This is a genomic window from Pseudomonas sp. D3, from assembly GCF_029320995.1.
Classification (GTDB): domain Bacteria; phylum Pseudomonadota; class Gammaproteobacteria; order Pseudomonadales; family Pseudomonadaceae; genus Aquipseudomonas; species Aquipseudomonas paraveronii.
Genome location: NZ_CP119772.1, coordinates 968,612 through 989,238 on the forward strand (window position 1 = coordinate 968,612; position 20,627 = coordinate 989,238).

At 62.9% G+C, this 20,627-nt stretch carries 18 protein-coding genes and 3 pseudogenes; 10 read left to right on the plus strand and 11 right to left on the minus strand.

What is annotated here, in order from left to right:
* Positions 1 to 106 precede the first annotated feature (106 nt).
* Together P3S72_RS04160 and rimI are read left to right on the plus strand one after the other, a co-directional pair.
* Positions 107 to 850, plus strand: coding sequence for an energy transducer TonB (locus P3S72_RS04160; protein ID WP_276197892.1), 744 nt, complete (start codon positions 107 to 109; stop codon positions 848 to 850).
* Entirely contained in the window at positions 843 to 1,295 is a 453-nt protein-coding gene (rimI, locus tag P3S72_RS04165; protein WP_247405947.1) for a ribosomal protein S18-alanine N-acetyltransferase, read from the plus strand. Before P3S72_RS04160 ends, rimI begins: the two co-directional genes overlap by 8 nt.
* Before the next feature lie 117 nt (positions 1,296 to 1,412).
* Here the strand turns inward: rimI and P3S72_RS04170 are convergent, their stop codons facing one another.
* Complete coding sequence (locus P3S72_RS04170; RefSeq protein WP_276196360.1) at positions 1,413 to 1,799, minus strand: serine kinase/phosphatase; 387 nt, start codon at positions 1,797 to 1,799, stop codon at positions 1,413 to 1,415.
* Between the two features lie 151 nt (positions 1,800 to 1,950).
* On the opposite strand from P3S72_RS04170, the gene can reads away from it, so the two are divergent.
* Entirely contained in the window at positions 1,951 to 2,595 is a 645-nt protein-coding gene (gene can, locus P3S72_RS04175) for a carbonate dehydratase (RefSeq protein ID WP_276196361.1), read from the plus strand.
* On the opposite strand, the gene P3S72_RS04180 is transcribed toward can, so the two are convergent.
* The 4 genes from P3S72_RS04180 to P3S72_RS04195 form a co-directional block, all read right to left on the minus strand.
* Complete coding sequence (locus tag P3S72_RS04180) at positions 2,592 to 3,116, minus strand: SET domain-containing protein-lysine N-methyltransferase (RefSeq protein WP_276196362.1); 525 nt, start codon at positions 3,114 to 3,116, stop codon at positions 2,592 to 2,594. The genes can and P3S72_RS04180 overlap by 4 nt on opposite strands.
* A gap of 145 nt (positions 3,117 to 3,261) precedes the next feature.
* Positions 3,262 to 4,431: a hypothetical protein gene (locus P3S72_RS04185; RefSeq protein ID WP_276196363.1), complete on the minus strand. Its 1,170-nt coding sequence runs from the start codon at positions 4,429 to 4,431 to the stop codon at positions 3,262 to 3,264.
* Between the two features lie 122 nt (positions 4,432 to 4,553).
* Complete coding sequence (acpA, locus tag P3S72_RS04190) at positions 4,554 to 6,254, minus strand: acid phosphatase (RefSeq protein ID WP_276196364.1); 1,701 nt, start codon at positions 6,252 to 6,254, stop codon at positions 4,554 to 4,556.
* A 142-nt stretch (positions 6,255 to 6,396) separates the two neighbouring features.
* Positions 6,397 to 7,815 carry a TIGR00366 family protein gene (locus tag P3S72_RS04195; protein ID WP_276196365.1) on the minus strand — a complete coding sequence of 473 codons (1,419 nt, stop codon included), beginning with the start codon at positions 7,813 to 7,815 and terminating at the stop codon, positions 6,397 to 6,399.
* A 185-nt stretch (positions 7,816 to 8,000) separates the two neighbouring features.
* Between P3S72_RS04195 and P3S72_RS04200 the strand changes: the two genes are divergently transcribed.
* The 3 genes and pseudogenes from P3S72_RS04200 to P3S72_RS04210 form a co-directional block, all read left to right on the plus strand.
* Positions 8,001 to 9,290, plus strand: a complete 1,290-nt coding sequence (locus P3S72_RS04200; RefSeq protein ID WP_276196366.1) for an MFS transporter — start codon at positions 8,001 to 8,003, stop codon at positions 9,288 to 9,290.
* Between the two features lie 85 nt (positions 9,291 to 9,375).
* Positions 9,376 to 10,281, plus strand: coding sequence for a cation diffusion facilitator family transporter (locus tag P3S72_RS04205; RefSeq protein ID WP_276196367.1), 906 nt, complete (start codon positions 9,376 to 9,378; stop codon positions 10,279 to 10,281).
* A 129-nt stretch (positions 10,282 to 10,410) separates the two neighbouring features.
* Positions 10,411 to 10,875: pseudogene (locus P3S72_RS04210) on the plus strand (TolC family protein); the annotation flags it as partial.
* Here the strand turns inward: P3S72_RS04210 and P3S72_RS04215 are convergent.
* Positions 10,872 to 11,216: pseudogene (locus P3S72_RS04215) on the minus strand (OprD family outer membrane porin); the annotation flags it as partial. The pseudogenes P3S72_RS04210 and P3S72_RS04215 sit on opposite strands and share 4 nt — an antisense overlap.
* A 304-nt stretch (positions 11,217 to 11,520) precedes the next feature.
* Between P3S72_RS04215 and P3S72_RS04220 the strand changes: the two are divergent.
* Together P3S72_RS04220 and P3S72_RS04225 are read left to right on the plus strand one after the other, a co-directional pair.
* Positions 11,521 to 12,837 carry a PAS domain-containing methyl-accepting chemotaxis protein gene (locus P3S72_RS04220; RefSeq protein ID WP_276196368.1) on the plus strand — a complete coding sequence of 439 codons (1,317 nt, stop codon included), beginning with the start codon at positions 11,521 to 11,523 and terminating at the stop codon, positions 12,835 to 12,837.
* Between the two features lie 60 nt (positions 12,838 to 12,897).
* Positions 12,898 to 13,485 (plus strand): flavin reductase family protein, encoded by a 588-nt coding sequence (locus P3S72_RS04225; RefSeq protein WP_276196369.1) that lies wholly within the window; start codon positions 12,898 to 12,900, stop codon positions 13,483 to 13,485.
* 6 nt (positions 13,486 to 13,491) lie between these two features.
* Here the strand turns inward: P3S72_RS04225 and P3S72_RS04230 are convergent, their stop codons facing one another.
* Positions 13,492 to 14,301 carry an AraC family transcriptional regulator gene (locus tag P3S72_RS04230; RefSeq protein ID WP_276196370.1) on the minus strand — a complete coding sequence of 270 codons (810 nt, stop codon included), beginning with the start codon at positions 14,299 to 14,301 and terminating at the stop codon, positions 13,492 to 13,494.
* A 137-nt stretch (positions 14,302 to 14,438) separates the two neighbouring features.
* On the opposite strand from P3S72_RS04230, the gene P3S72_RS04235 reads away from it, so the two are divergent.
* Complete coding sequence (locus P3S72_RS04235; protein ID WP_276196371.1) at positions 14,439 to 15,077, plus strand: LysE family transporter; 639 nt, start codon at positions 14,439 to 14,441, stop codon at positions 15,075 to 15,077.
* Positions 15,078 to 15,121: 44 nt separating this feature from the next.
* A complete protein-coding gene (ddlA, locus tag P3S72_RS04240; protein ID WP_276196372.1) occupies positions 15,122 to 16,216 on the plus strand; it encodes a D-alanine--D-alanine ligase in 1,095 nt (364 codons plus the stop codon).
* A gap of 61 nt (positions 16,217 to 16,277) precedes the next feature.
* On the opposite strand, the pseudogene P3S72_RS04245 reads toward ddlA, so the two are convergent.
* From P3S72_RS04245 to P3S72_RS04260, 4 genes and pseudogenes are all read right to left on the minus strand, one after another.
* A pseudogene (locus tag P3S72_RS04245) lies at positions 16,278 to 16,430 on the minus strand (transcriptional regulator); the annotation flags it as partial.
* A 77-nt stretch (positions 16,431 to 16,507) separates the two neighbouring features.
* Positions 16,508 to 18,337 carry a gamma-glutamyltransferase gene (ggt, locus tag P3S72_RS04250; protein WP_276196374.1) on the minus strand — a complete coding sequence of 610 codons (1,830 nt, stop codon included), beginning with the start codon at positions 18,335 to 18,337 and terminating at the stop codon, positions 16,508 to 16,510.
* Between the two features lie 36 nt (positions 18,338 to 18,373).
* The gene (locus tag P3S72_RS04255; RefSeq protein ID WP_276197893.1) at positions 18,374 to 19,153 is read right to left on the minus strand and encodes a PhzF family phenazine biosynthesis protein; all 780 of its coding nucleotides are present in this window, start codon (positions 19,151 to 19,153) and stop codon (positions 18,374 to 18,376) included.
* A 192-nt stretch (positions 19,154 to 19,345) separates the two neighbouring features.
* Entirely contained in the window at positions 19,346 to 20,596 is a 1,251-nt protein-coding gene (locus P3S72_RS04260; RefSeq protein WP_276196375.1) for an acyl-CoA dehydrogenase family protein, read from the minus strand.
* Positions 20,597 to 20,627 lie beyond the last annotated feature (31 nt).

Here is a 20,627-nt window from a genome sequence, read left to right on the forward strand (position 1 = left end):
CAGTGGGCGATTGTTACCGAACAGCGGTAGAATCCCCGCTCTTTACTTATCCACAAGTGGCCGAGCTGTGCTTATCGAGTCCCGACGTCGCGCTTACTTGACCGCCATGCAGGTGGTCAACTGGCTGCCCCGCACCGAACTGCCGTTTGCCGCCCCGTCGCGGCTCGAGCTGCTGCAGGTGCTCGAGCCCGAAGAGGCCTTCGAGACCTCGGGGGAAGAGGCCGCAGCGCCGGTGGCGGTGGTCAAGCCTGAGCCGCCGGTGCGCCCGGTGGTAGAGCGCGCCAAGGTCGAGGTGCCACGCCCGTCGCCGATGGCCAAACCGCTGGTGGCTGAAGAAGCGGCGCCGGTGGTCAAGGCGCCTGTCGTCCCACCCCCACGATTTGCCCTGCAACTGCTGCGGGCCGGGCGTTGCCTGTTGCTGGTGGAGCTGCCGACCGGCGAGCGCTTCCAGACCCGCGACCCGGCCTACATGTTGCTCAAGGACATGCTGCGCGCCGCCGGCTTGCCCGACAGCCCGCAAATCGTCGGCGACCCGGTGCGCTGGCCGTTGCTGGTGCGCGGCACGATGGACCAGGGCCCGGACGCTGCGCGAGATTTTGTGCAAGGTTTTGTGTCGGCGCGCCTGGAAGACGAACCCTGCGTGTGCCTGTGGCTGATCGGCCTGCCCGCCGTGCGTTTTGCCGGCGAAGCCGATGCCGAAGCCTGGTACCGCGAGCTGCAGGTCGAAGGCCTGGGCTCGGTATGGGCCCTGCCGGGCCTGGAATTATTAATGGAAGAGCCACAGCGTAAGGCTGATGTCTGGCAAGCCATGCGCCGGCTGATGGCGCGCTGGAAAACAACCGATGAGTGAGGCTTTATCCTTTCGCCCGATGACCGAGGCCGACCTCGACGCCGTGCTGAAAATCGAATACGCGGCGTATAGCCACCCCTGGACCCGCGGGATTTTTCTCGACGGGCTGGGCAAGTACCAGATTTGGTTGATGTTCGAAGGTGAGCAGCAAGTGGGTCACGGGGTGGTGCAGATCATCCTCGATGAGGCGCATTTGCTGAACATCACCGTCAAACCGGAAAACCAGGGCCGCGGCCTCGGCCTGGCGCTGCTGGAGCACCTGATGTCCCGCGCGTATGCCGCCACTGCACGAGAATGTTTCCTCGAAGTGCGTGACAGCAATACCGGCGCGTTCCGACTGTACGAGCGCTATGGCTTCAATGAAATCGGGCGTAGGCGCGATTACTACCCGGCCGTCGGTGGGCGCGAAGATGCGGTCGTGATGGCCTGCACCCTGGTCGATTAAACACGCAACCCATGTGGGAGGGGGCTTGCTCCCGATTGCGGTGTGTCAGGCACTTATCGGTTACTGGCACTCCGATATCGGGAGCAAGCCCCCTCCCACATTTGGATCTACGGTGTGTCAGCGGTTGCCGTCGACAGGGTCCAGATCAGCCAATTCGGCCTCATCCAGCCCGTTGCCGCCGCCGATATCATCTTCATCCACGATGCTCAGGTCCCAATCGGCCTGTTCGCCTTCGCCTGCTTCCTGTGCATCCCGCGCGCCGTCCTCACGGATCAGGTTTTCCGGGCTCATGTCGTCATCGGTCGACGCGCCGGCCATCCCGGCCTCACCCACCCGTTCGTCGGGCATCCGGCGTTTGCGTTCGCCACGCGGCAGTTCATCGCCGATTTGCGCCGTCGGCTCTTCCTCGTCAAAGTCCAACTCGCGCATCTGGCCCATGCGATCCTCGTTGTCATCAATCGGTTCCGGCTGGGTAGCGCCGTATGGACGTCGTGATTCAGTCATGGCCAATCCTCATACTGTGGGGCTTATAGTGTGTGGACAGGCTTGGCGCCCCAAGATTCAAGTAATTGCCCGCCGACTATCTTTATTCCCGGCGTGACCCGGACGGGCGGTCGTCTGTCAAAGCTGCGCATCATTCCTGAGGCTTTCCCTGATGAACGAACTACAAGACCTGCTTGATAACAACGAACGCTGGGCAGATGCGATCACACAGGAAGATCCCGAATTCTTCGCCAAGCTGGCCCGCCAGCAAACACCGGAGTACCTGTGGATCGGCTGCTCAGACGCCCGTGTACCGGCCAACGAGATCGTCGGCATGCTGCCGGGTGATCTGTTCGTACACCGTAATGTGGCCAACGTGGTGCTGCACACCGACCTTAACTGCCTGTCGGTGATTCAGTACGCCGTCGATGTGCTTAAGGTCAAACACATCCTGGTCACCGGCCACTATGGCTGCGGCGGCGTGCGGGCCTCGATGCAGGACCGCCAGTTCGGCCTGATCGACGGCTGGCTGCGCACCATTCGCGACCTGTACTACGAAAACCGCGAGATGTTGGCGCAGTTGCCGAGCGAAGAAGAACGCGTCGACCGCATGTGCGAGCTGAATGTGATTCAGCAGGTGGCCAATGTCGGTCACACCAGCATTGTGCAAAACGCCTGGCACCGCGGGCAGAGCCTGTCGATCCACGGCTGCATCTACGGCATCAAGGATGGCCGCTGGAAGAGCTTGAACACCACCATCAGTGGTTTTGAGCAGTTGCCGCCGCAGTATCGCTTGCGCCCGCTGGGTGAAGTCTAAGGGCGCTTGCGCTCGCGCCACTCGGTCATGAACGCTTGCCCCTCGGCGTTCAACGGCTCCTGGCTGCCGGTGATCCAGCCCCGGCAGTTCAGCTCGCCGCATTGGCAAGCGAACTGCCGGAACAGCGTGTCCTCGGTGCTGGCGTAATCCAGGGTCAGCCGGGTGTCGGCGGGGATGGACTGCACGGTCCAGAGCTCCAGGTAGGTGGTGTCTAAAAATACATTCGGGTTGCAGGAGTGGTGCAGCAGGCCGCAGAACCAACAGTCGTACAAGTGGATGCGTGGCGACACCTGCAAGGTGTGCGGGCGTCGCTCGTTCACCGCGTAGCCGGAGACCTTGGCAATGCGCACGCGACTGTCAAAGGGGATGCGAGCCTTGATCCCGGCTCCGGCGCCGTCCGTGGTTTGGATGACCTGGAAGTGTTTGGACGAAGGGTAGCCCTGCTCGACGAACAGTGTCTTGAACGGGTAAAGGCAATCATTCATAGCGTTTACAGCCTTATCCATGGTTCGAGTCTTCATAACTCTCCTTGGTTGGGCTGCATCGACCTGCGGGTGGTGTCTGACTGCCAGTCTTGCAGCGGATGGGCCCGGATCAAGACTCGCTGAACATAAAGCCGATTTCTACTGTCAAGTTTGACAGTAGAAATCGGCTTTTTTGTGCGCGTTACAGCGCAGGGGTGGTGATTGCCGGGGCGGGGGCGGCGTCTTTCAGTTGCTTGAGCTGGGCTTTGATCGCGGGCGTGGCGCATTTGGCGTTCGCCTGCTCCGGGGTCAGGTTGCGCACCGAGGTGTAGAACAGTTCACAGGTCTGCTCTTTGCGCGTGACTTGCCAGGTGTTCATGCACGCCTTGAGCAGCACATTCGCATCGCTCGCCGGTTTCTGGCCCATTCCGGCTTGCCAGCAGGCGGCGCTCAAGTCCTGGCCCATCACTTTCAAACCGGCCTCGTCGGCCTTCTGCGCGTTACCGTCGTAGGTGTCCGGGCTGGCCGCGTACCAGATGTAACTGGGGTGGTTGGCGCCCAGCACCGAGACGGTTTTACCGGGGGCCGGGCTGATCTGCGCCAGGCCCAGCACGCCCACGGTTTGCCCGTATTGTTGCTTGATCCAACTGCGCACCGGGGCGCCGAACGCCACCATCGGCAACGAACCTTTGGGGGGCTGGCTCAGCTGCGCGACCATGCGTGTCTGGTAGTCGGTGAAGTAGCTGTAGACGTTTTCCAGGTCCTTACCCGCGTTGGACGGCGCGGCGATCGGCGCGATGTCGATGATGGTCTGGTAGGCCGGGGTTTCGCTGGCCGGAATGCCATTGTCGACGAGCAGGGTGGCCCAGCGGTCGGTGGTGGCCGATTCCAGGTAATCCTGGGCCTGGGTCAGTGAATAATCCGGCGGGAAGTGCAGCAACTCGATGCTTTTACGGTTTTCCAGGGCCATGCCCAGCGGCAGGAACAAGTACCAGTTGTAGGCCCACTTGCCGTCGCTATTGAGCCGGCTCGCGCCCTGGTAGGCCAGGTCGGCGGTCGCGAGCAAGCTCGTCAGCGGGAGGCCATAGCTGTCGGGCACCCCGCTGAAGGTCGCCGCGACCTGGCCATCATGGATTTTGACGCTGACTTTGGCGCGGCTGTAACCGTCGCGCTGCAGGCTCTGGTTCAGGTAATGCTCGGCGGTCTGCTCCAGCGTCCAGGGCCGAAAGCAGATCACATTGCAGTTATTGGGGTAAGCGAACAACTGGGTAACCCGTTGCGTGCTGCCCAGGGGGACTTCGATGTCGGCCTGTACGACCGCACTCGCCAGCAGTGCGGCCAAGGTGAAGGACAACCTGGTCGGTTTAAACATAGATGATTCCTTGTCCGCGAAAGCCTGCCTGTGCGGGGTGAAAGCCCACCCTCACACAGTAGCGGCTGACCAGGAAAACCGCGTGCAAAATTGCCGGGCATGTCGCTATTGGATAAGCCGTCCTACACCTCGAACTGCAGCGCATTGCTCAAGTCGCCCATCGGTTTCTGGCCGCGGGCGATCATGGCGTCGTCGCGCTGCTTGAGCCCGTCGAGTGTCTCCAACTGAAAAACGCGGGTGATCAGGCGCAGGATCGACGCAGTGTCGTACACCGTATGGTCCACCGTGCCTTTGCGCGCGAACGGCGACACCACAAGCGTCGGAACCCGCGTGCCAGGGCCCCAGCGGTCGCCCTTGGGCGGTGCCACATGGTCCCACCAGCCGCCGTTTTCATCGACGGTCACCACCACCACCATGTTTTTCCACTGCGGGCTTTCCTGCAGCACCTTCAGGGCGCGGGTGATATGGCGATCACCCGAGGCGACGTCGGCATAACCGGCGTGCATATTGAGGTTGCCCTGGGGTTTGTAGAAGGTCACGGCGGGTAGTTTGCCCGCCTGCGCGTCGGCAAAGAACGTGTTGGTGCTCGACTCATCGCCCAGGCCCGCGTCGCGCAGGCGCTTGTCACGCTCCGCGCGGTTTTCCGGGCCCTGTTGCTTGAAGTAGTTGAACGGCTGGTGGTGGTACTGGAAGTTGGGGATCTTCGGAATGCCGCCCGAGTCCTTGAACTGCTCCAGCGTCGCCTGCCAGGCCCCGGCGTACCAGGCCCAGTCGATGTGCTTTTTCGACAGCTTGTCGCCGATGTGTTCGTGCGTCTGCGGCACCAGCACGTTGGGCAGGTCGGGCTTGGCGTAGTCCGGGTTTTGCGGGTCGCGAATCCAGGTCGGCCAGTAGGGCGGGGCCAGGGTGTTCACGGCGTAACCGTCCGGGGTCAATGCGCTCGGGCCGAACTGCGGCGGGCCGCTCATGGCGCTGGCCGGGGATTTGTCCAGGGGCTTGAGGCGTGGGTCGTTGGGATCATCGCTTTGCAGCGTGGCGATCTGCGCCTTGGCCACCGACTGCGCCGCGTTCGGATAAACCGGCGCGGTGGCGCTGATCAGGTATTGGTGGTTGAGGAACGAGCCGCCAAACGCGCCCTGGAAGAAGTTATCGCAGAGCACAAACGCCTTGGCCACGTCCCACAGGCGCAGGGAATAACGGCTCTGGGCGTAATGCCCCATCACCAGGCCGCCGGAATCGGCCCATGCGACGAAGCCGTCGTTCTTGCCGCCGTTGATCTGCATCTGGTTCTGGTAGAACACGTGCCACAAATCACGGGTGACCAGGCTCAAGGGCAGGTCTTCGGCGTTCGGGCCCTTGAGGGCGAACGGGGCGTTGGGCAGGTTTTCCTGGAATTGCACTTCACTGGGGTAGGTCACCCCGTCGACGCTTTGCGAGCCGACTTGCAACACGCCACCCCACACCGGGGGCAGGGTGGTCAATACGCTGGCGTCGCGGTCGCGCTGCTGATAGTCGGCAGCGGACAACGCCGACAGCGGTTTCTCCAGCCCCGGGAAGTCGGCAAACAGGTTGTTGAAACTGCGGTTTTCGGCGTAGATCACCACGACGGTTTTCACTTGGTCGTGTAACGCTTTATCCAACTCTTGCGGCGTAAGCGGCCGCGCCACCGGTTTGCCCGGCGCTTCGCTGGAATTGCCGCAGCCACTCAAGGTCGCGCCCACCCCCAGCACCGCCGCACCCCCCAGGAAACGCCGTCGGCTGGTGTCTACCGGCGGTTGGTCGATGGAATCAGAGGCAGGGCGGTCTTCGTGCTCGTCACTCATTGCGGGGAGTCCTTGCTGGCTATTTATTGCAAGATATTTCGCCAGGACGGTAGCAGTGGAATGTGACGGAGGGAAGACAGCTCGAAGTTACACGCTTTAAGCGGCAAGCCTGGAGCTAAAAACCTCAAGCTTGTCGCTGCGTTTAAGGCATCACCGGCGGCAAATACTTCAACGTCGCCCCCAACGCCCACAGCAGGAACAACACCAACGGCGCGTGTACCAGCAACTGCACGAACGAAAACCCGATCAAATCCCGCGCCTTCAGCCCCAACACGCCCAGCAACGGCAGCATATAAAACGGGTTGATCAAATTCGGCAGCGCCTCGGCCGCGTTGTAGATCTGCACGGCCCAGCCCAGGTGGTATTGCAGGTCATTAGCCACTTGCATCACGTAGGGCGCTTCGATGATCCACTTGCCGCCGCCCGACGGGATAAAGAAGCCCAGCACCGCCGAATACACACCCATCAACAGGGCATAGGTGTCGTGGGAGGCGATGGACGTAAAGAAGGTCGAGATATGGTGGGCCAGCGTCTGGCCGTCGCCGCCCTTGACCACGGTCATCAGCGCGGCAATCGAGCCGTACAGCGGGAACTGGATCAGCACGCCAGTGGTGGTCGGCACCGCGCGGGCGACCGCATCGAGAAAGCTGCGCGGGCGCCAGTGCAGTAGCGCTCCGACCATGATGAACAGGAAGTTATAGGTGTTCAGCCCGGAGATGGCGCTGATCGCCGGCTTGGTCGAAAACTCGTGGAACAACCAACCCGCCGCCAGCAGCGCCAGCAGGATGGTCAGCACCGGGCTGTGCTCCAGCCATTCGCCCGGGCGCGTCGGGGCCTGCGGCTTGGGCAGGTTGAAGGCCGGGTCGACCCCGCAGGCCTTGGCATCACGGGCGCTGTTCGGGCCGGGTGCGGTCGCGTAGGCGATGATCAGCGAGACCACGATCAGCGCCAGCAACAGTGCGCCGGATTGCCACAGGAAGATGGTGTCGGTGAACGGGATCACCCCGGTGATCGACAGGATCGACGGCGGCAAACTGGCCGGGTTGGCCTGCAACTGCGCGGCCGACGACGACAGCCCCAACGCCCACACCGCACCGAGGCCCAGGTAGGCTGCGGCGCCGGCAGCGCGGTAGTCCATGCGCAAGTCCGTGCGCCGCGCCAATGCGCGCACCAGCAAACCGCCGAACACCAGGGACAGGCCCCAGTTGAGCAAGGAGGCAACCATGGAAATCAACGCCACCCAGGCCACGGCCGAGCGGCCGTTCTTCGGGATGCGCGCCAGGCGGTCGATCAGCCTCACCGCCGGCGGCGAACTGGCGACCACATAACCGCCGATCACCACGAAGGCCATCTGCATGGTGAACGGGATCAGGCTCCAGAACCCATCGCCGAACGCCTTGGCTGCCTCGGTCGGCGCGGCGCCCATGCCCAGGGTCGCCACGGCGACAATGATCACGGCGAGGGCGGCAAACACCCAGGAGTCAGGAAACCAGCGTTCGGCGAAATTGGAGCAGCGCAGGGCAAATCGGGCATAGCGGCTTTCTTCGAGAGCATCGGCCACGAGTCATTCCTCTTATAGTTGTTATGGTGATGGCAGTTTTACGGCATGTTCCGCTACGGCCATTGATATGGGAATGCAGTTATCTTCATCGATCAATGAGGAAAACAAATATATCCGCCGCGATTGCCATCATCCGGCTCAGCTCATAACCTGCACGCCATTTTGTTTGTCTGCCGAGCCTCAACATGACTGCCACCTCGCTTGCACAGGCGCAGCGTTTTTCCCGCTCCGACTACAAAACCCTGGGCCTGGCCGCCCTCGGCGGTGCCCTGGAAATCTACGACTTCATCATCTTCGTGTTTTTCGCGCTGACCCTCAGCCAACTGTTTTTCCCGCCGGAAATGCCCGAGTGGCTGCGCCTGCTGCAAAGTTTCGGGATATTCGTTACGGGCTACCTCGCGCGCCCGCTGGGCGGCATCCTGATGGCGCACTTCGCCGATCACCTGGGGCGCAAGCGCGTGTTCAGCCTGAGCATCCTGATGATGGCCTTGCCCTGCCTGCTGATTGGGATCATGCCGACCTACGCGCAGATCGGCTATTTCGCACCGCTGATCCTGCTGGTGCTGCGCGTGCTGCAAGGCGCGGCGGTGGGCGGTGAAGTGCCCAGCGCCTGGACCTTCGTCGCCGAGCATGCGCCGACTCATCACCGCGGTTACGCCTTGGGCTTCCTGCAAGCCGGACTGACCTTCGGCTACCTGCTCGGCGCACTGACCGCCACGCTGCTGGCGCAACTTTTCACCCCGGCGGAGATCCTCGACTACGCCTGGCGCTTCCCCTTCCTGCTCGGCGGTGTCTTCGGCGTGATCGGCGTGTGGCTGCGCCGCTGGCTCAACGAAACCCCGGTGTTCCTCGACATGCAGGCGCGCCGCCAAGCCGCCGCCGAAATGCCGCTGCGCACCGTGTTGCGCGAGCATCGCAGCGTATTGCTGCCGGCGATGATCCTCACCTGCGTGCTCACCTCGGCCGTGGTGGTGCTGGTGGTCATCACCCCGACCATGATGCAGAAAACCTTCGGCATGACGCCCAGCCACACCTTCGCCCTGAGCGCGCTGGGCATCGTGTTCCTGAACCTCGGGTGCGTCCTGGCCGGCCTGTTGGTGGACCGCATCGGCGCCTGGCGCGCGGTGCTGGTCTACAGCCTGTTGCTGCCGCTGGGGATCGCGGTGTTATACGCCAGCCTGATCGCCGGTGGCGTCTGGCTCGGCGCCGCGTATGCCGTGGCAGGCTTGAGCTGCGGCGTGGTCGGCGCAGTGCCGTCGGTGATGGTCGGGCTGTTCCCGGCGCCGGTGCGGGTGTCGGGCATTTCCTTCACCTACAACATCGCCTACGCGCTGTGGGCGAGCACCACGCCCTTGATCCTGATTGCACTGATGCCGACCAGCCCATGGATTTGCGTGGGCTATTGCGTGGTGATGGGCGCGGTGGGGGTGGTGAGTGTGGCGCTGTTCAGCAAGCGCCACACGTTAGCCGCCTGAGGGCGCGGTCAGGAAGTGCCGAGCCCATCCGAATCTTCCGCTATGGCGCTATGATTCATGCAACCACTCCCCACGAGGATGTTTCATGAGCGCAGGACACAACCACGCCCAGGTACGCGCCGGTCACGAACGCCCGTTATGGATCGCCCTCGGGCTGACCAGCAGCTTCATGATTGCCGAGGTGATCGGTGCCTTTATCACCGGCAGCCTGGCGCTGTTGTCCGACGCCGCGCACATGATGACCGATGCCCTGGCCATGGCGATTTCCCTGGTGGCGATCCAAATCGCCAAACGCCCCGCAGACCGCAAGCGCACGTTCGGCTACGCGCGCTTTGAAATCCTCGCGGCGGCCTTCAATGCGTTGCTGCTGTTTGCAGTGGCGTTCTACATCCTGTTTGAGGCCTATCAACGCCTGCAGGCGCCTGCGCAGATCCAGTCGACGGGCATGCTGGTGATCGCCGTGCTGGGGCTGCTCGTCAACCTGATTTCCATGCGCCTGCTCCGCGCTGGCAGCGGCGAAAGCCTGAATGTCAAAGGTGCGTACCTGGAGGTCTGGAGTGACATGCTCGGCTCTGTCGGCGTGATCATCGCAGCCGTGGTGATCATGTTGACCGGCTGGGGTTGGGTCGACTCGGTGGTGGCGGCGGCAATTGGTTTCTGGGTGTTACCGCGTACCTGGGTGTTGCTCAAGGAGAGCATGAATGTGCTGCTGCAAGGTGTGCCCGACGGCATCGATATCGACAGCGTGGAACAGGCCATCCGTGGCGTACCTGGCGTGAAGGATGTACATGACCTGCATATCTGGGCACTCACCAGTGGCAAGAACGTGCTGAGCAGCCATCTGGTGGCGGACGCGGTGCCGGGCGTCGAGCAACAGGTCCTCGCTCAAGTGACGCAATTGCTGCATGAACAATTCGATATTTCCCACGTCACGCTGCAGGTCGAGGGCGAGGGTTTTCATCGTGACGGGCCCGAAGAAGCCCATGCTTGAGCCTTACTAACGGATTTGTAATGTTCGCCCCACCGCCCTGATAAGTACCGAAAGTTACAGTGCCCCGGCTTGGATTTATCCGCCATTTCATGGGCCTGGAACTCTCGTTATGCCAACTCGTGCAAGAACATTACTGTGCTCGATCGTCGTGTTGCTGGCGACGGCGCCCAGACCCTGAGCCTCGACGCTGCCCTGCAAACCGCCTTCGCCAATAACCCCGACCTGGCCGCCGCGCAATGGGAGATCGACATCGCCAGCGGCGGTCGCCAGCAGGCGGGGTTGATCCCCAACCCGCTGGCCTCATGGGATGCCGAAGACACCCGCCGCGACACCCGCACCACCACGCTCACGTTAAGCCAGACCCTGGAACTGGGCGGCAAGCGCGGTGCGCGCATTGAGCTGGCCACGCGTGGCCAGGACGTCGCGGCGCTGACCTTGCAACAGCGCCGCAACGACGTGCGCGCCGAGGTGATCGACCGTTATTACGGCGCCCTTCGCGCCCAGGAACGCCTCGAGCTGGCGCAACGCTCCCTGGCACTGGCCGAGCGCGGCCTGGTGGTCGCCAATGGCCGTGTCAGCTATCGTCGCCTGTCCACCGGCAACACGCCGAACGAGCCCTTGCCGCCGCTGCGGCCGGTGTCCGAATCGAGTTTCACGCCGACCATGGCAAACGCATCCAGGCCAACACCCACGGTGTCCTGGGTGAAACCGGACTCGAACTTGCCGATCAGCCTCTGCGACCAGGCTTCTGAATAGCCGTTGCCGGTCGGGCTGGATTGGCCTTTGCGATCATCGCGATTGAAGTAAAAATTACGTGCTAGCACCTTCACGCTGCTGCCTTCGATAAAGCCTTCGGGCTTGTTTTCCACGGCCAGCGCTGCCAGGGGCAGTGTGACGACCAGTGAAAGGGGAAGGGGGTCATCACGGATACGCATGTTTCGCTCCTCGGTATTGGCAGTTATCAGCTTTTTATGGAGGCGCGCGTTCTTATTGATTTGGCCCGGGCTGATAGTTGCAAACTGCGGATAACGGCTGCGTTGCGTGAGCATTACAATTGTGGAACCTCGGCGCTACCTAACAAAGAAGTAATCTTCTGGTGAACCTCGCGTCAGGGTTGCTTCGTTAGTCTCGACACTGAACTAAAAAAGAGTCACGCCGGGCATCGAACCGCTCTTCAGAAAACCCCGGCCACGCCGATGCAGGTCAGATTCGTCCTTTTCTCATGACCATCGGTGTCCCATGTTCAACACCCGTTTGAAGCAGGAGCTGTCTGCTCTTCGCGAAGAGTTGTCCAGCTTGCAGCAGGTCAAGGAAAGCCTGGAAAGCGAAATGTTGTGCCTGACACTGGACGCCGAAGGCCGGGTGGAGTGGGCGAATGCCAACTTCCTGCAGGAGCTGGCGTACTCGATGTCGCAACTGCTGGGGCGGCCCGTTGACGAGCTGGTGCCGGCCTACCTGCGTCAGGACGAATTCCAGCAGCGCTTCAAGAACGCACTGGTGCGCGGCGAACACTTTGCCGGTGCCGTGCGCCTGTTGCGCGGCAATGGCAAGGAAGCGTGGTTGCGTTCGATCGTGCAGCCGGTGCGCAGCTCCGACGGGCGCATCAAGCATATTTCGATGTTCTCCAGCGACCTCACGCGCACCATCGAGGCGTCGCGCGAGCACGAAAACCTGATCTCCGCGCTGGTGCGCTCCACGGCCGTGATCGAGTTCGACCTGGACGGGCATGTGCTCACCGCCAACGCGGGTTTTCTCAATGCGATGGGTTACAGCCTGGCGCAGATCCAGGGCAAACATCACCGTATGTTCTGCGAGCCGGCGGAATACAACAGCGCCGAGTACCAGAACTTCTGGAAACGCCTGAACGCTGGCGAGTTTGTCGCGGCACGTTTCAAACGCGTGGACAGCCATGGCCGTGCGGTATGGCTTGAGGCCACCTATAACCCGGTGCTGGATGCCAATGATCGTCTGTACAAAGTGGTCAAGTTCGCCACCGTGATCACCGAGCAGGTCAACCGTGAACAGGCGATTGCCGAGGCGGCCAACATTGCCTACAGCACCTCGCTGCACACCGACAGCAGTGCCCAGCGCGGCACCACGGTAGTGACGCAGGCGGTCGACGTGATGCGCGAGCTGGCCCACCACCTGCAGCAGGCCGGCGAGGGCATCGAGGCGCTGAATGCCCAGTCCCAAGTGATCGGCAGCATCGTCAAGACCATCAGCGGCATCGCCGAACAGACCAACCTGCTGGCGCTCAACGCGGCCATTGAAGCGGCGCGTGCCGGCGAACAGGGGCGCGGGTTTGCGGTCGTGGCCGACGAAGTGCGCCAACTGGCGTCGCGCACCAGCAGGGCCACTGAAGAGATTGTCGGGGTGGTGCGTCAGAACCAGGACATGGCCCGTGACGCCGTGAACCTGATGACCGACGGCCGCCAGCAAGCCGAGCAGGGCCTGGCCCTGGCCGCCGAAGCCGGCACGGTGATCGTGGAAATCCAGGACGGCGCGCAAAAGGTCGTCAGCGCAGTCGGACAGTTCGCCAACCAGCTGTCGAGCTGACCCGTAGGGCTTGTGCTTGAGGTATCGTAGTTTTTTTCACGATTGAAGAGCCGATCCTCCATGAGCCCTAATCACCGCCGCCCCGTTCCGCTGTCCAAGGCCTACCGCTTGCTCAACCACGGCCCGACCGTACTGGTCAGCGCCGCGCATAATGGCCAGCGCGCTATCATGGCCGCGGCCTGGGCCATGCCGTTGGATTTCGAACCGCCGAAAGTTGCCGTCGTGCTGGACAAGGCCACCTGGACCCGCCAACTGCTGGAACGCGCCGGCACCTTCGTGTTGCAGGTGCCCTGCGCGGCCCAGGCCGATCTCGTACAGACCGTGGGCACTACCAGCGGCGCCGATCTGGATAAATTCGCCGCCTATGGCTTGCACACCTTCAACGGCGAACACACTGAGGCGCCCTTGCTCGAAGGCTGCGTCGCCTGGCTGGAATGCCGCCTGCTGCCCGAGCCGCATACCCAGCAAACCTACGACCTGTTCCTCGGCGAAGTGGTTGCCGCGTATGCCGACGAGCGCGTGTTCAGCGACGGGCATTGGCATTTCGAAGGCTTTGATCAACTGCGCACCCTGCACCATGTGGCGGGCGGGCATTTCCTCACCATCGGCCAGCCGATAGACGGGCATCCGCTCACGCCCGCCGGTTGAGCCTGTTCAGCGCCCGAGCATCTTCACCCAGCGCGCTGGGGGCATGCCGTAGGTGCTGCGAAATTGCCGGGTCATATGGCTCTGGTCGCTGAAGCCGGCGAGCATCGCTGCGTCCACCAGCGGTCTGCCCTGGGCCAGCAGGCTGCGTACCAGATCCAGCCGGCGCATGGTCAGGTAGCGGTAGGGGCTGGTGCCGAACAACAAGCGAAAATCCCGCGACAAGGCCCAGCGGTCGCGGCCGGCGTGGGCGGCCATTTCATCCAGGGTGATGCTGCGGCCCAGGGCGCTGTGGATAAATTCCCGGGCGCGTTCGGCAGCCACGTAATCGAAGGTCTTGCGGGTGGTGATCGCGCCCGAGGCGTTGCTCAAGGCTTGGGCCAGGTCGAACAGGGCGTCCTGCTCCTGCAACGGGTCGATCGGGCAGTCCAGGCTTTGCAGCAACACTTCGCTGGCGCGGTGCAACCACGGGTCGGTGGACACTCCGCCGGGGATAAACGGCAACGGCTTGCCGCCGAGGATCTGTTGGATCAGCGCCGGTTCCACGTAGATCATGCGGTACTTGAAACCTTCCTCGCTGCCGGCGCGGCCGTCATGGGTCTCGTCAGGATGAATGACCATGGTGGTGCCGGGCAGGCCATGGGTCATGCCACCGCGATAATGAAAACTCTGCACGCCGAACAAGGTCCGGCCGATGGCATAGGTGTCATGGCGATGCGGGTCGAACGCAAAGCCGGCAAAGTACGCCTCGATGCGGTCCAGGCCGCTGGCGTGCGGCGCGCGGTGCAGCCAGTCGAGGGTGGGGGTGGGTTTACCCATGGTGACTTGTCACAAGAAGAGGTGGAAACACGTTAGCCGAGTCTGAGGCCCTTGTCTGCCGGGGTCTTGTACGATTGTGCAGGGGGCAGGCGAGGCCTATGATCGCGGTTCGTGCCTTGTGCTGATGGAGCGCCCCCATGGATGTCCTCAACCCTGCCTACGTGGCGCCCCTGAGCTCGCTGGCCCTGCTGTGGACGGTGGCGGTGGTCACGCCTGGCCCCAACTTCTTCAACACGGCGCAACTGGCCGCCAGTTGTTCGCGCCGCCATGGTGTGGTGGCCTCGGCGGGTGTGGCTACGGGTACGATCCTGTGGGGGTTGGCGGGTGGCCTGGGCATAAAGTCGCTGTTTAGCGCCGCACCCATGCTGTACCTGGCGTTCAAGATCATCGGTGGCTGCTACCTGATCTACCTGGGCTTGAAGCTGTTCAAGCGCTCGGCGCCGGCGATGGGGCAGAGCCTGTTGCCGGACGGGCCCCGACGCTCGTTGTTTTCCGCCTGGCGCCTAGGGTTGCTGGGCAATCTGTCCAATCCCAAGGCCGCGTTGTTCGTCGCCACCATCTTCGCGTCCACCATGCCGCCGTCGCCGTCACCGATGCTGCTGACCCTGGCGGTGATCATCATGGCCACCTTGTCGTTCAGCTGGTATTCCAGCGTGGCCCTGGTGTTTTCCAGTGAGCGCATGGCCGACCTCTACAGCCGCTCGCGCAAATGGCTCGACCGTTTTGCGGGGGGGTGCTACATGCTGTTCGGTGTACATCTGGTAGCGAATCGCTGACCGCTCATGGTAAGAAGCCTTACTTTCAACAGTGAGGTCGGGTCATGAGCAAGGTGCGCGTAGGGATTATTTTTGGTGGTCGTTCGGCCGAGCACGAAGTCTCGCTGCAGTCGGCGCGCAACATCGTCGATGCCCTCGACCGCTCGCGCTTCGAGCCGGTGCTGATCGGCATCGACAAGGCCGGCCACTGGCACCTTAACGACACCTCGAACTTCCTGATCAACCAGGAAAACCCGGCGCTGATCGCCCTCAACCAGTCCAACCGCGAACTGGCGGTGGTGCCGGGCAAGGCCAGCCAGCAAGTGGTGGAAACCACCGGCAGCGGCCTGCTGGCCCACATCGACGTGATCTTCCCCATCGTCCACGGCACCCTCGGCGAGGACGGCTGCCTGCAAGGTCTGTTGCGCATGGCCGACCTGCCTTTTGTCGGCTCCGACGTGCTCGGCTCGGCAGTGTGCATGGACAAGGACATCAGCAAACGCCTGCTGCGCGACGCCGGTATTGCCGTCACGCCGTTTATCACCCTCAACCGCAACAACGCGGCGCGCACCTCGTTTGACATGGCGGTGCGCAAGCTCGGCTTGCCGATGTTCGTCAAACCCGCCAACCAAGGCTCCTCGGTGGGCGTGAGCAAAGTGAACGACGAGGCCGAATACCAAGCCGCCGTCGAACTGGCCCTGGGCTTTGACGAGAAAGTGCTGGTGGAGTCTGCCGTCCAGGGCCGCGAGATCGAATGCGCCGTGCTGGGCAACGAAAATCCGATCGCCAGCGGTTGCGGCGAGATCGTGGTGAGCAGCGGCTTCTATTCCTACGACAGCAAATACATCGACGACCAAGCGGCCCAGGTGGTGGTGCCGGCCGATATCAGCGTTGAAGCCAGCGAGCGGATTCGCCGCCTGGCCGTCGAAGCGTTCGAGGTGTTGGGGTGCGCAGGGTTGGCGCGGGTCGATGTGTTCCTCACCGAGGACGGCGAAGTGCTGATCAACGAAATCAACTCGTTGCCGGGTTTTACCCGCATCAGCATGTACCCCAAGTTGTGGCAGGCGGCGGGGATGAGTTACAGCGAGTTGGTCAGCCGCTTGATTGAGTTGGCGTTGGAGCGGCATGCGGGGCGTAAGGGCTTGAAGATCAGCCGATAGTCATCGGCCCGCGCGTCAGTAACGCCATTAGGCGTTACTGAGGACTTCCCGGAAAACGTCCGGTCTTACTTCTAGTGTCGGCGGCTCGAGTGATTTCGACCGGGTGTACTGCGCCGTAAAGCCCTGCTTTGACCTCCTGAATGGCGGTCAGTAACTCTTCGCCGATATTGCGTTTGGCGTCACGCTCCTTCAGTTGTTTCTCAGTGAGTGGCATGTTTCATGTCCTTCGCGATCTTGTACAGGATATGCGCTGGAGTATGCTCGGTAGCGCCCTTGGCGTCAGCGTAAGCATCAATCACCCAACGCCTCGCCCTCCCGCCGAGGATCGGCACCGCCGCTCAGCATCACCTTGCCCTGCGCATCCCGCGTGCGAACGATCGCCTGGATGCCACTGGTCATCTCGATCTCGCTCAGTGCATGGCCCTTGTCCTTGAGCGCCTGTTTCAACGCCGGGCTGAACATGCCGCTTTCCAGTTCGGTTGCGCCATTGCGGCTGCCGAAGTTGGGTAGGCTGATGGCGGCTTGCGGGTCGAGCTGCCAGTCGAGCATCGCCACCAGGGATTTGCTCACGTATTCGATGATCTGCGAACCGCCCGGCGACCCCAGCGTAGCCAGCAATTCACCGCTGTGGCGGTCGAACACCAGGGTCGGCGCCATGGCTGAGCGCGGGCGTTTGCCGGGTTGCACGCGGTTGGCCACCGGCTGGCCGTTTTCCTCGGGAATGAACGAGAAGTCGGTCATCTGGTTGTTGAGCAAAAAGCCCTGGACCATCACGTGGGAGCCGAACGCGGCCTCCACCGTGGTGGTCATCGACACGGCGCCGCCCTGGTCATCCACCGCCACCACTTGCGAGGTGGAGATGCGCAGCGGCGAGCGGTCCGGGGTATACGCCACTTGAATGCCCGCTGGTTGGCCCGGCTTGGCGACGCCCAGGCTGCGTTCACCGATCAAGGCGGCGCGCTGGGCCAGGTAGTCGGGGGCGACCAGGCCTGCGACCGGCACCGGCACAAAGTCCGCATCGGCCACATACAACGCGCGGTCGGCAAAGGCCAGGCGGCCGGCTTCGGCGATCAGGTGAACCGCCTCGGGCGTGGGCTCAAGGCCAGCGGGCGAGGCGCTCTTTAGCGGCGTCATGGGCGCGATGGCCAGGCGCGGGTCGCGGGCTTCCAGGGCCTGCAACGTGCCCATGATTTGCGCGATGGCAATCCCGCCCGACGACGGTGGCGGCATGCCACAGATTTTCCAGCGCTTGTAGTCGCTACACAGCGGCGCACGTTCTTTGGCCACGTAGGCTTTAAGGTCCGCCGGGGACAGGCTGCCCGCGTTGCGGTGGCCCTGCACCTTACGCGCGATTTCGTCGGCAATCGGGCCGTGGTACAGCGCGTCCGGGCCTTCCTTGGCGATGCGCTTGAACACCGCCGCCAGTGCCGGGTTTTTCAACCGCGTGCCGGTGGCTTTGGGCGTGCCATCGGCGTTCAGAAAGTAGGCCGCCATCTCCGGCGACTGTGGGATAAAACGGTCTGCGGCAATCAGGCTGTGCAAGCGCGGCGAGATGGCGAAACCCTGTTCCGACAGACGAATCGCCGGCTCGAACAACCGGGCCCATGGCAGATGCCCGCTCTTCTTGTGCGCCATCTCCAGCGCTCGCAACACCCCCGGCGTACCCACCGAGCGCCCGCCGATCTGCGCTGCGGTGAACCCCATCGGCTGACCGTCGGCCTTGAGGAACAGGCGCTCCGTCGCCCCGTCCGGTGCGGTTTCCCGGCCGTCATACGCGTGCACGGTGTGCCCGTCCCACAGCATGATGAAGGCACCGCCGCCAATCCCCGACGACTGCGGCTCCACCAGCGTCAACACCGCCTGCATGGCAATCGCCGCATCGATGGCCGAACCGCCCTGGCGCAGCATCTCGCGCCCTGCCTCGGCCGCCAGCGGGTTGGCGGCCGCCGCCATATGGCGCTCGGCGTAGCGCGGGCTGAGGTCGCTGCGATAGCCCGAGCCCAACTCCGGCGCCGGAGGCGGTTCGTTGACCGGGGTGTGGCAGGCCACAAGGGCCAGGGTTGCGGCAATGACCGTCAGTTGACGGCGGGCAATCGAAAACACGCGCTGAACTCCGTTCATGTTGAGAATGATCTGTTGTTCTAGGGGTACTGCTTTTTACAGGTAAATCGTGCCTTGCATATACAGCACGGCCTTGCCGGAAATAATCACCCGGTCGCCCTTGAGGACACAGCGCAACTGGCCTTTGCGCGCACCGCCTTGCTCGGCGCTCAGGCGTGTTTTGCCCAGACGCTCGGCCCAGAACGGCGCCAGCGAGGTATGCGCGGAACCGGTGACCGGGTCTTCATTGACCCCCACATTCGGCCCGAACCAACGGGAAATGAAATCAAACCGCGTGCTCTTGGCTGTCACCGCAATCCCGCGTTTGGGCAGGCCCTTGAGCTGGGCGAAGTCCGGCGTGAGCGCAGCAACCTGGGCTTCATCGTCGAGCAACACAATGTAGTCATCGGTGCCGAACACCTCGGCGTGTTCAATCCCCAGCGCGCTCAACATTGCGGCAGGCGGCTCGCACGGTTGTGGCGCTTTCGCCGGGAAGTCCATCGCCAGTTCATCGCCCTCGCGTGTTACCCGCAGCTCGCCGCTGCGGGTTGCAAACCGCAGCACCTCAGGCGCATCCGCCAACGCATGAATCAACACCCACGCCGCCGCGAGCGTGGCATGGCCGCACAGGTCGACTTCGACGGTCGGGGTGAACCAGCGCAGCTCATAAAAACCGTCGCGGGGGACGAAGTAGGCGGTTTCGGACAGGTTGTTTTCGGCGGCGATGTTTTGCAGTTGCGCGTCGCTCAGCCATTCGGTCAGTGGGCACACCGCTGCAGGGTTGCCGCCGAAGGGGTGTTGGCTGAAGGCGTCGACTTGGTAGATGTCCAGTTTCACCGTGGTGTACTCCATGCGTGCGGGGAGGTTGGACACTAACAGCGGGCTCTGGGGAGCGTCAAAATACAGAAGGCGTGTTTTTTTGCGCGCATGCAAGCTGCCGGGAAGGGTGCGGCGCAGCTTTTTCGGTGTCTCAGAAAAATGCCCCGACAGGCCGGGGCATTTTCAGCTCGCGGTTTACACGCTCTGGTGCTATTTCTGCGCGTGGTTTTGCTGGCTGCCACCGCCGATCTGCCACACGTAGGGCGGTTCGGTGCCATTGATCTCCCAGTCACCGAGGATCCGCTCTTTATAGATCAATGGATTATGTGAGGCGGCAGTGCGCGCATTGCGCCAGTGTCGGTCGAGTTGCAGGCTCGCGCGTGCGGCGGATGCGCCCAAGGCGTTGAACAGGTCGCTGGTGGCGCGAAGCACCAGATCGGCAATCACCACTTGCGCTTGGGCCGACTCCAGCTCTGCGGCAATATTGGCCTCGCGTTCGGCCTGCGCATACTTGGCGAAGTGTGCCACGTAGGCGCGTTGTGAGGCCTGTGCGGCGCGCAGGGTCGCCGCTTCAGCCGTGTAGACCTGCGCCGAGGCCTTGCCGACCACCTGCTGCACCTGCGCATCGTCACGCGCCGCCGGCGCATTGCCATGGCTGAACACGCGGGCGCGAACACGGACCTGTTGGGCCACCTCTCGCACGGCCGCCTGCCCCGACCCGACCAGGACGGCCAGCAGGGTCAGTTGGTAAAACGCCGTTTGGTATTTAAAGCGCGTGGAGAAGTCGATCAGGTGGTCGTCTTCGACCACTGCGTTTTCAAACACGGAAGTGCCGCTGCCAGTGGTGCGCTGACCGAAGCCATCCCAATCGTCGCTTTGCCGCACACCCGGTTGCTGCACGCGGACCGCTGCGATCACGTCGGCACCGGTGTCGTCCCGTTGGGCGTAGAGGTCGATCCAGTCGGCGAACAGGCTGCCGGTGCTGTAGAACTTGGTGCCGTTGGCGACCCATTGCTCGCCCTGGCGGCTGATTCGGGTAATCACCTGGCCGATCTTCACGTCGCCGACTTCGGTCCAGGCATTGCCGACCAGCTCCCCGGCCACAAACCGCTCGAACCAGGCGTTCTGCGGGCTGAATGCCTGGGCGTTGAGGCGGTCTTCGACAAACGCAAAATGCCCGCGCAGGGCTTGCGTCACGTTGGAGTCGGCGGCCGCCAGTTCAATCAACAGTTGGAACAGTTGCGGCAGCGAGGCGCCGGGCCCGCCGAATTCGACCGGCACACGCACGGCGCCGAACCCGGCTTGCTTGAGCCATTTGATCGGTTCGAACGGCAGCGTGCGGCTGCGTTCGCGCTCGACCGCGCCCTCGGCAATACGCGCAAAGATCGGTCGAAAACGTGCGGCGAGCGCGTCGTAATCAGTACCGACAGACAGTGTGTTCAGCGTGGCGAAACTGGACATGGAATGGATTCCTCTTCAGCGCAGATAAACG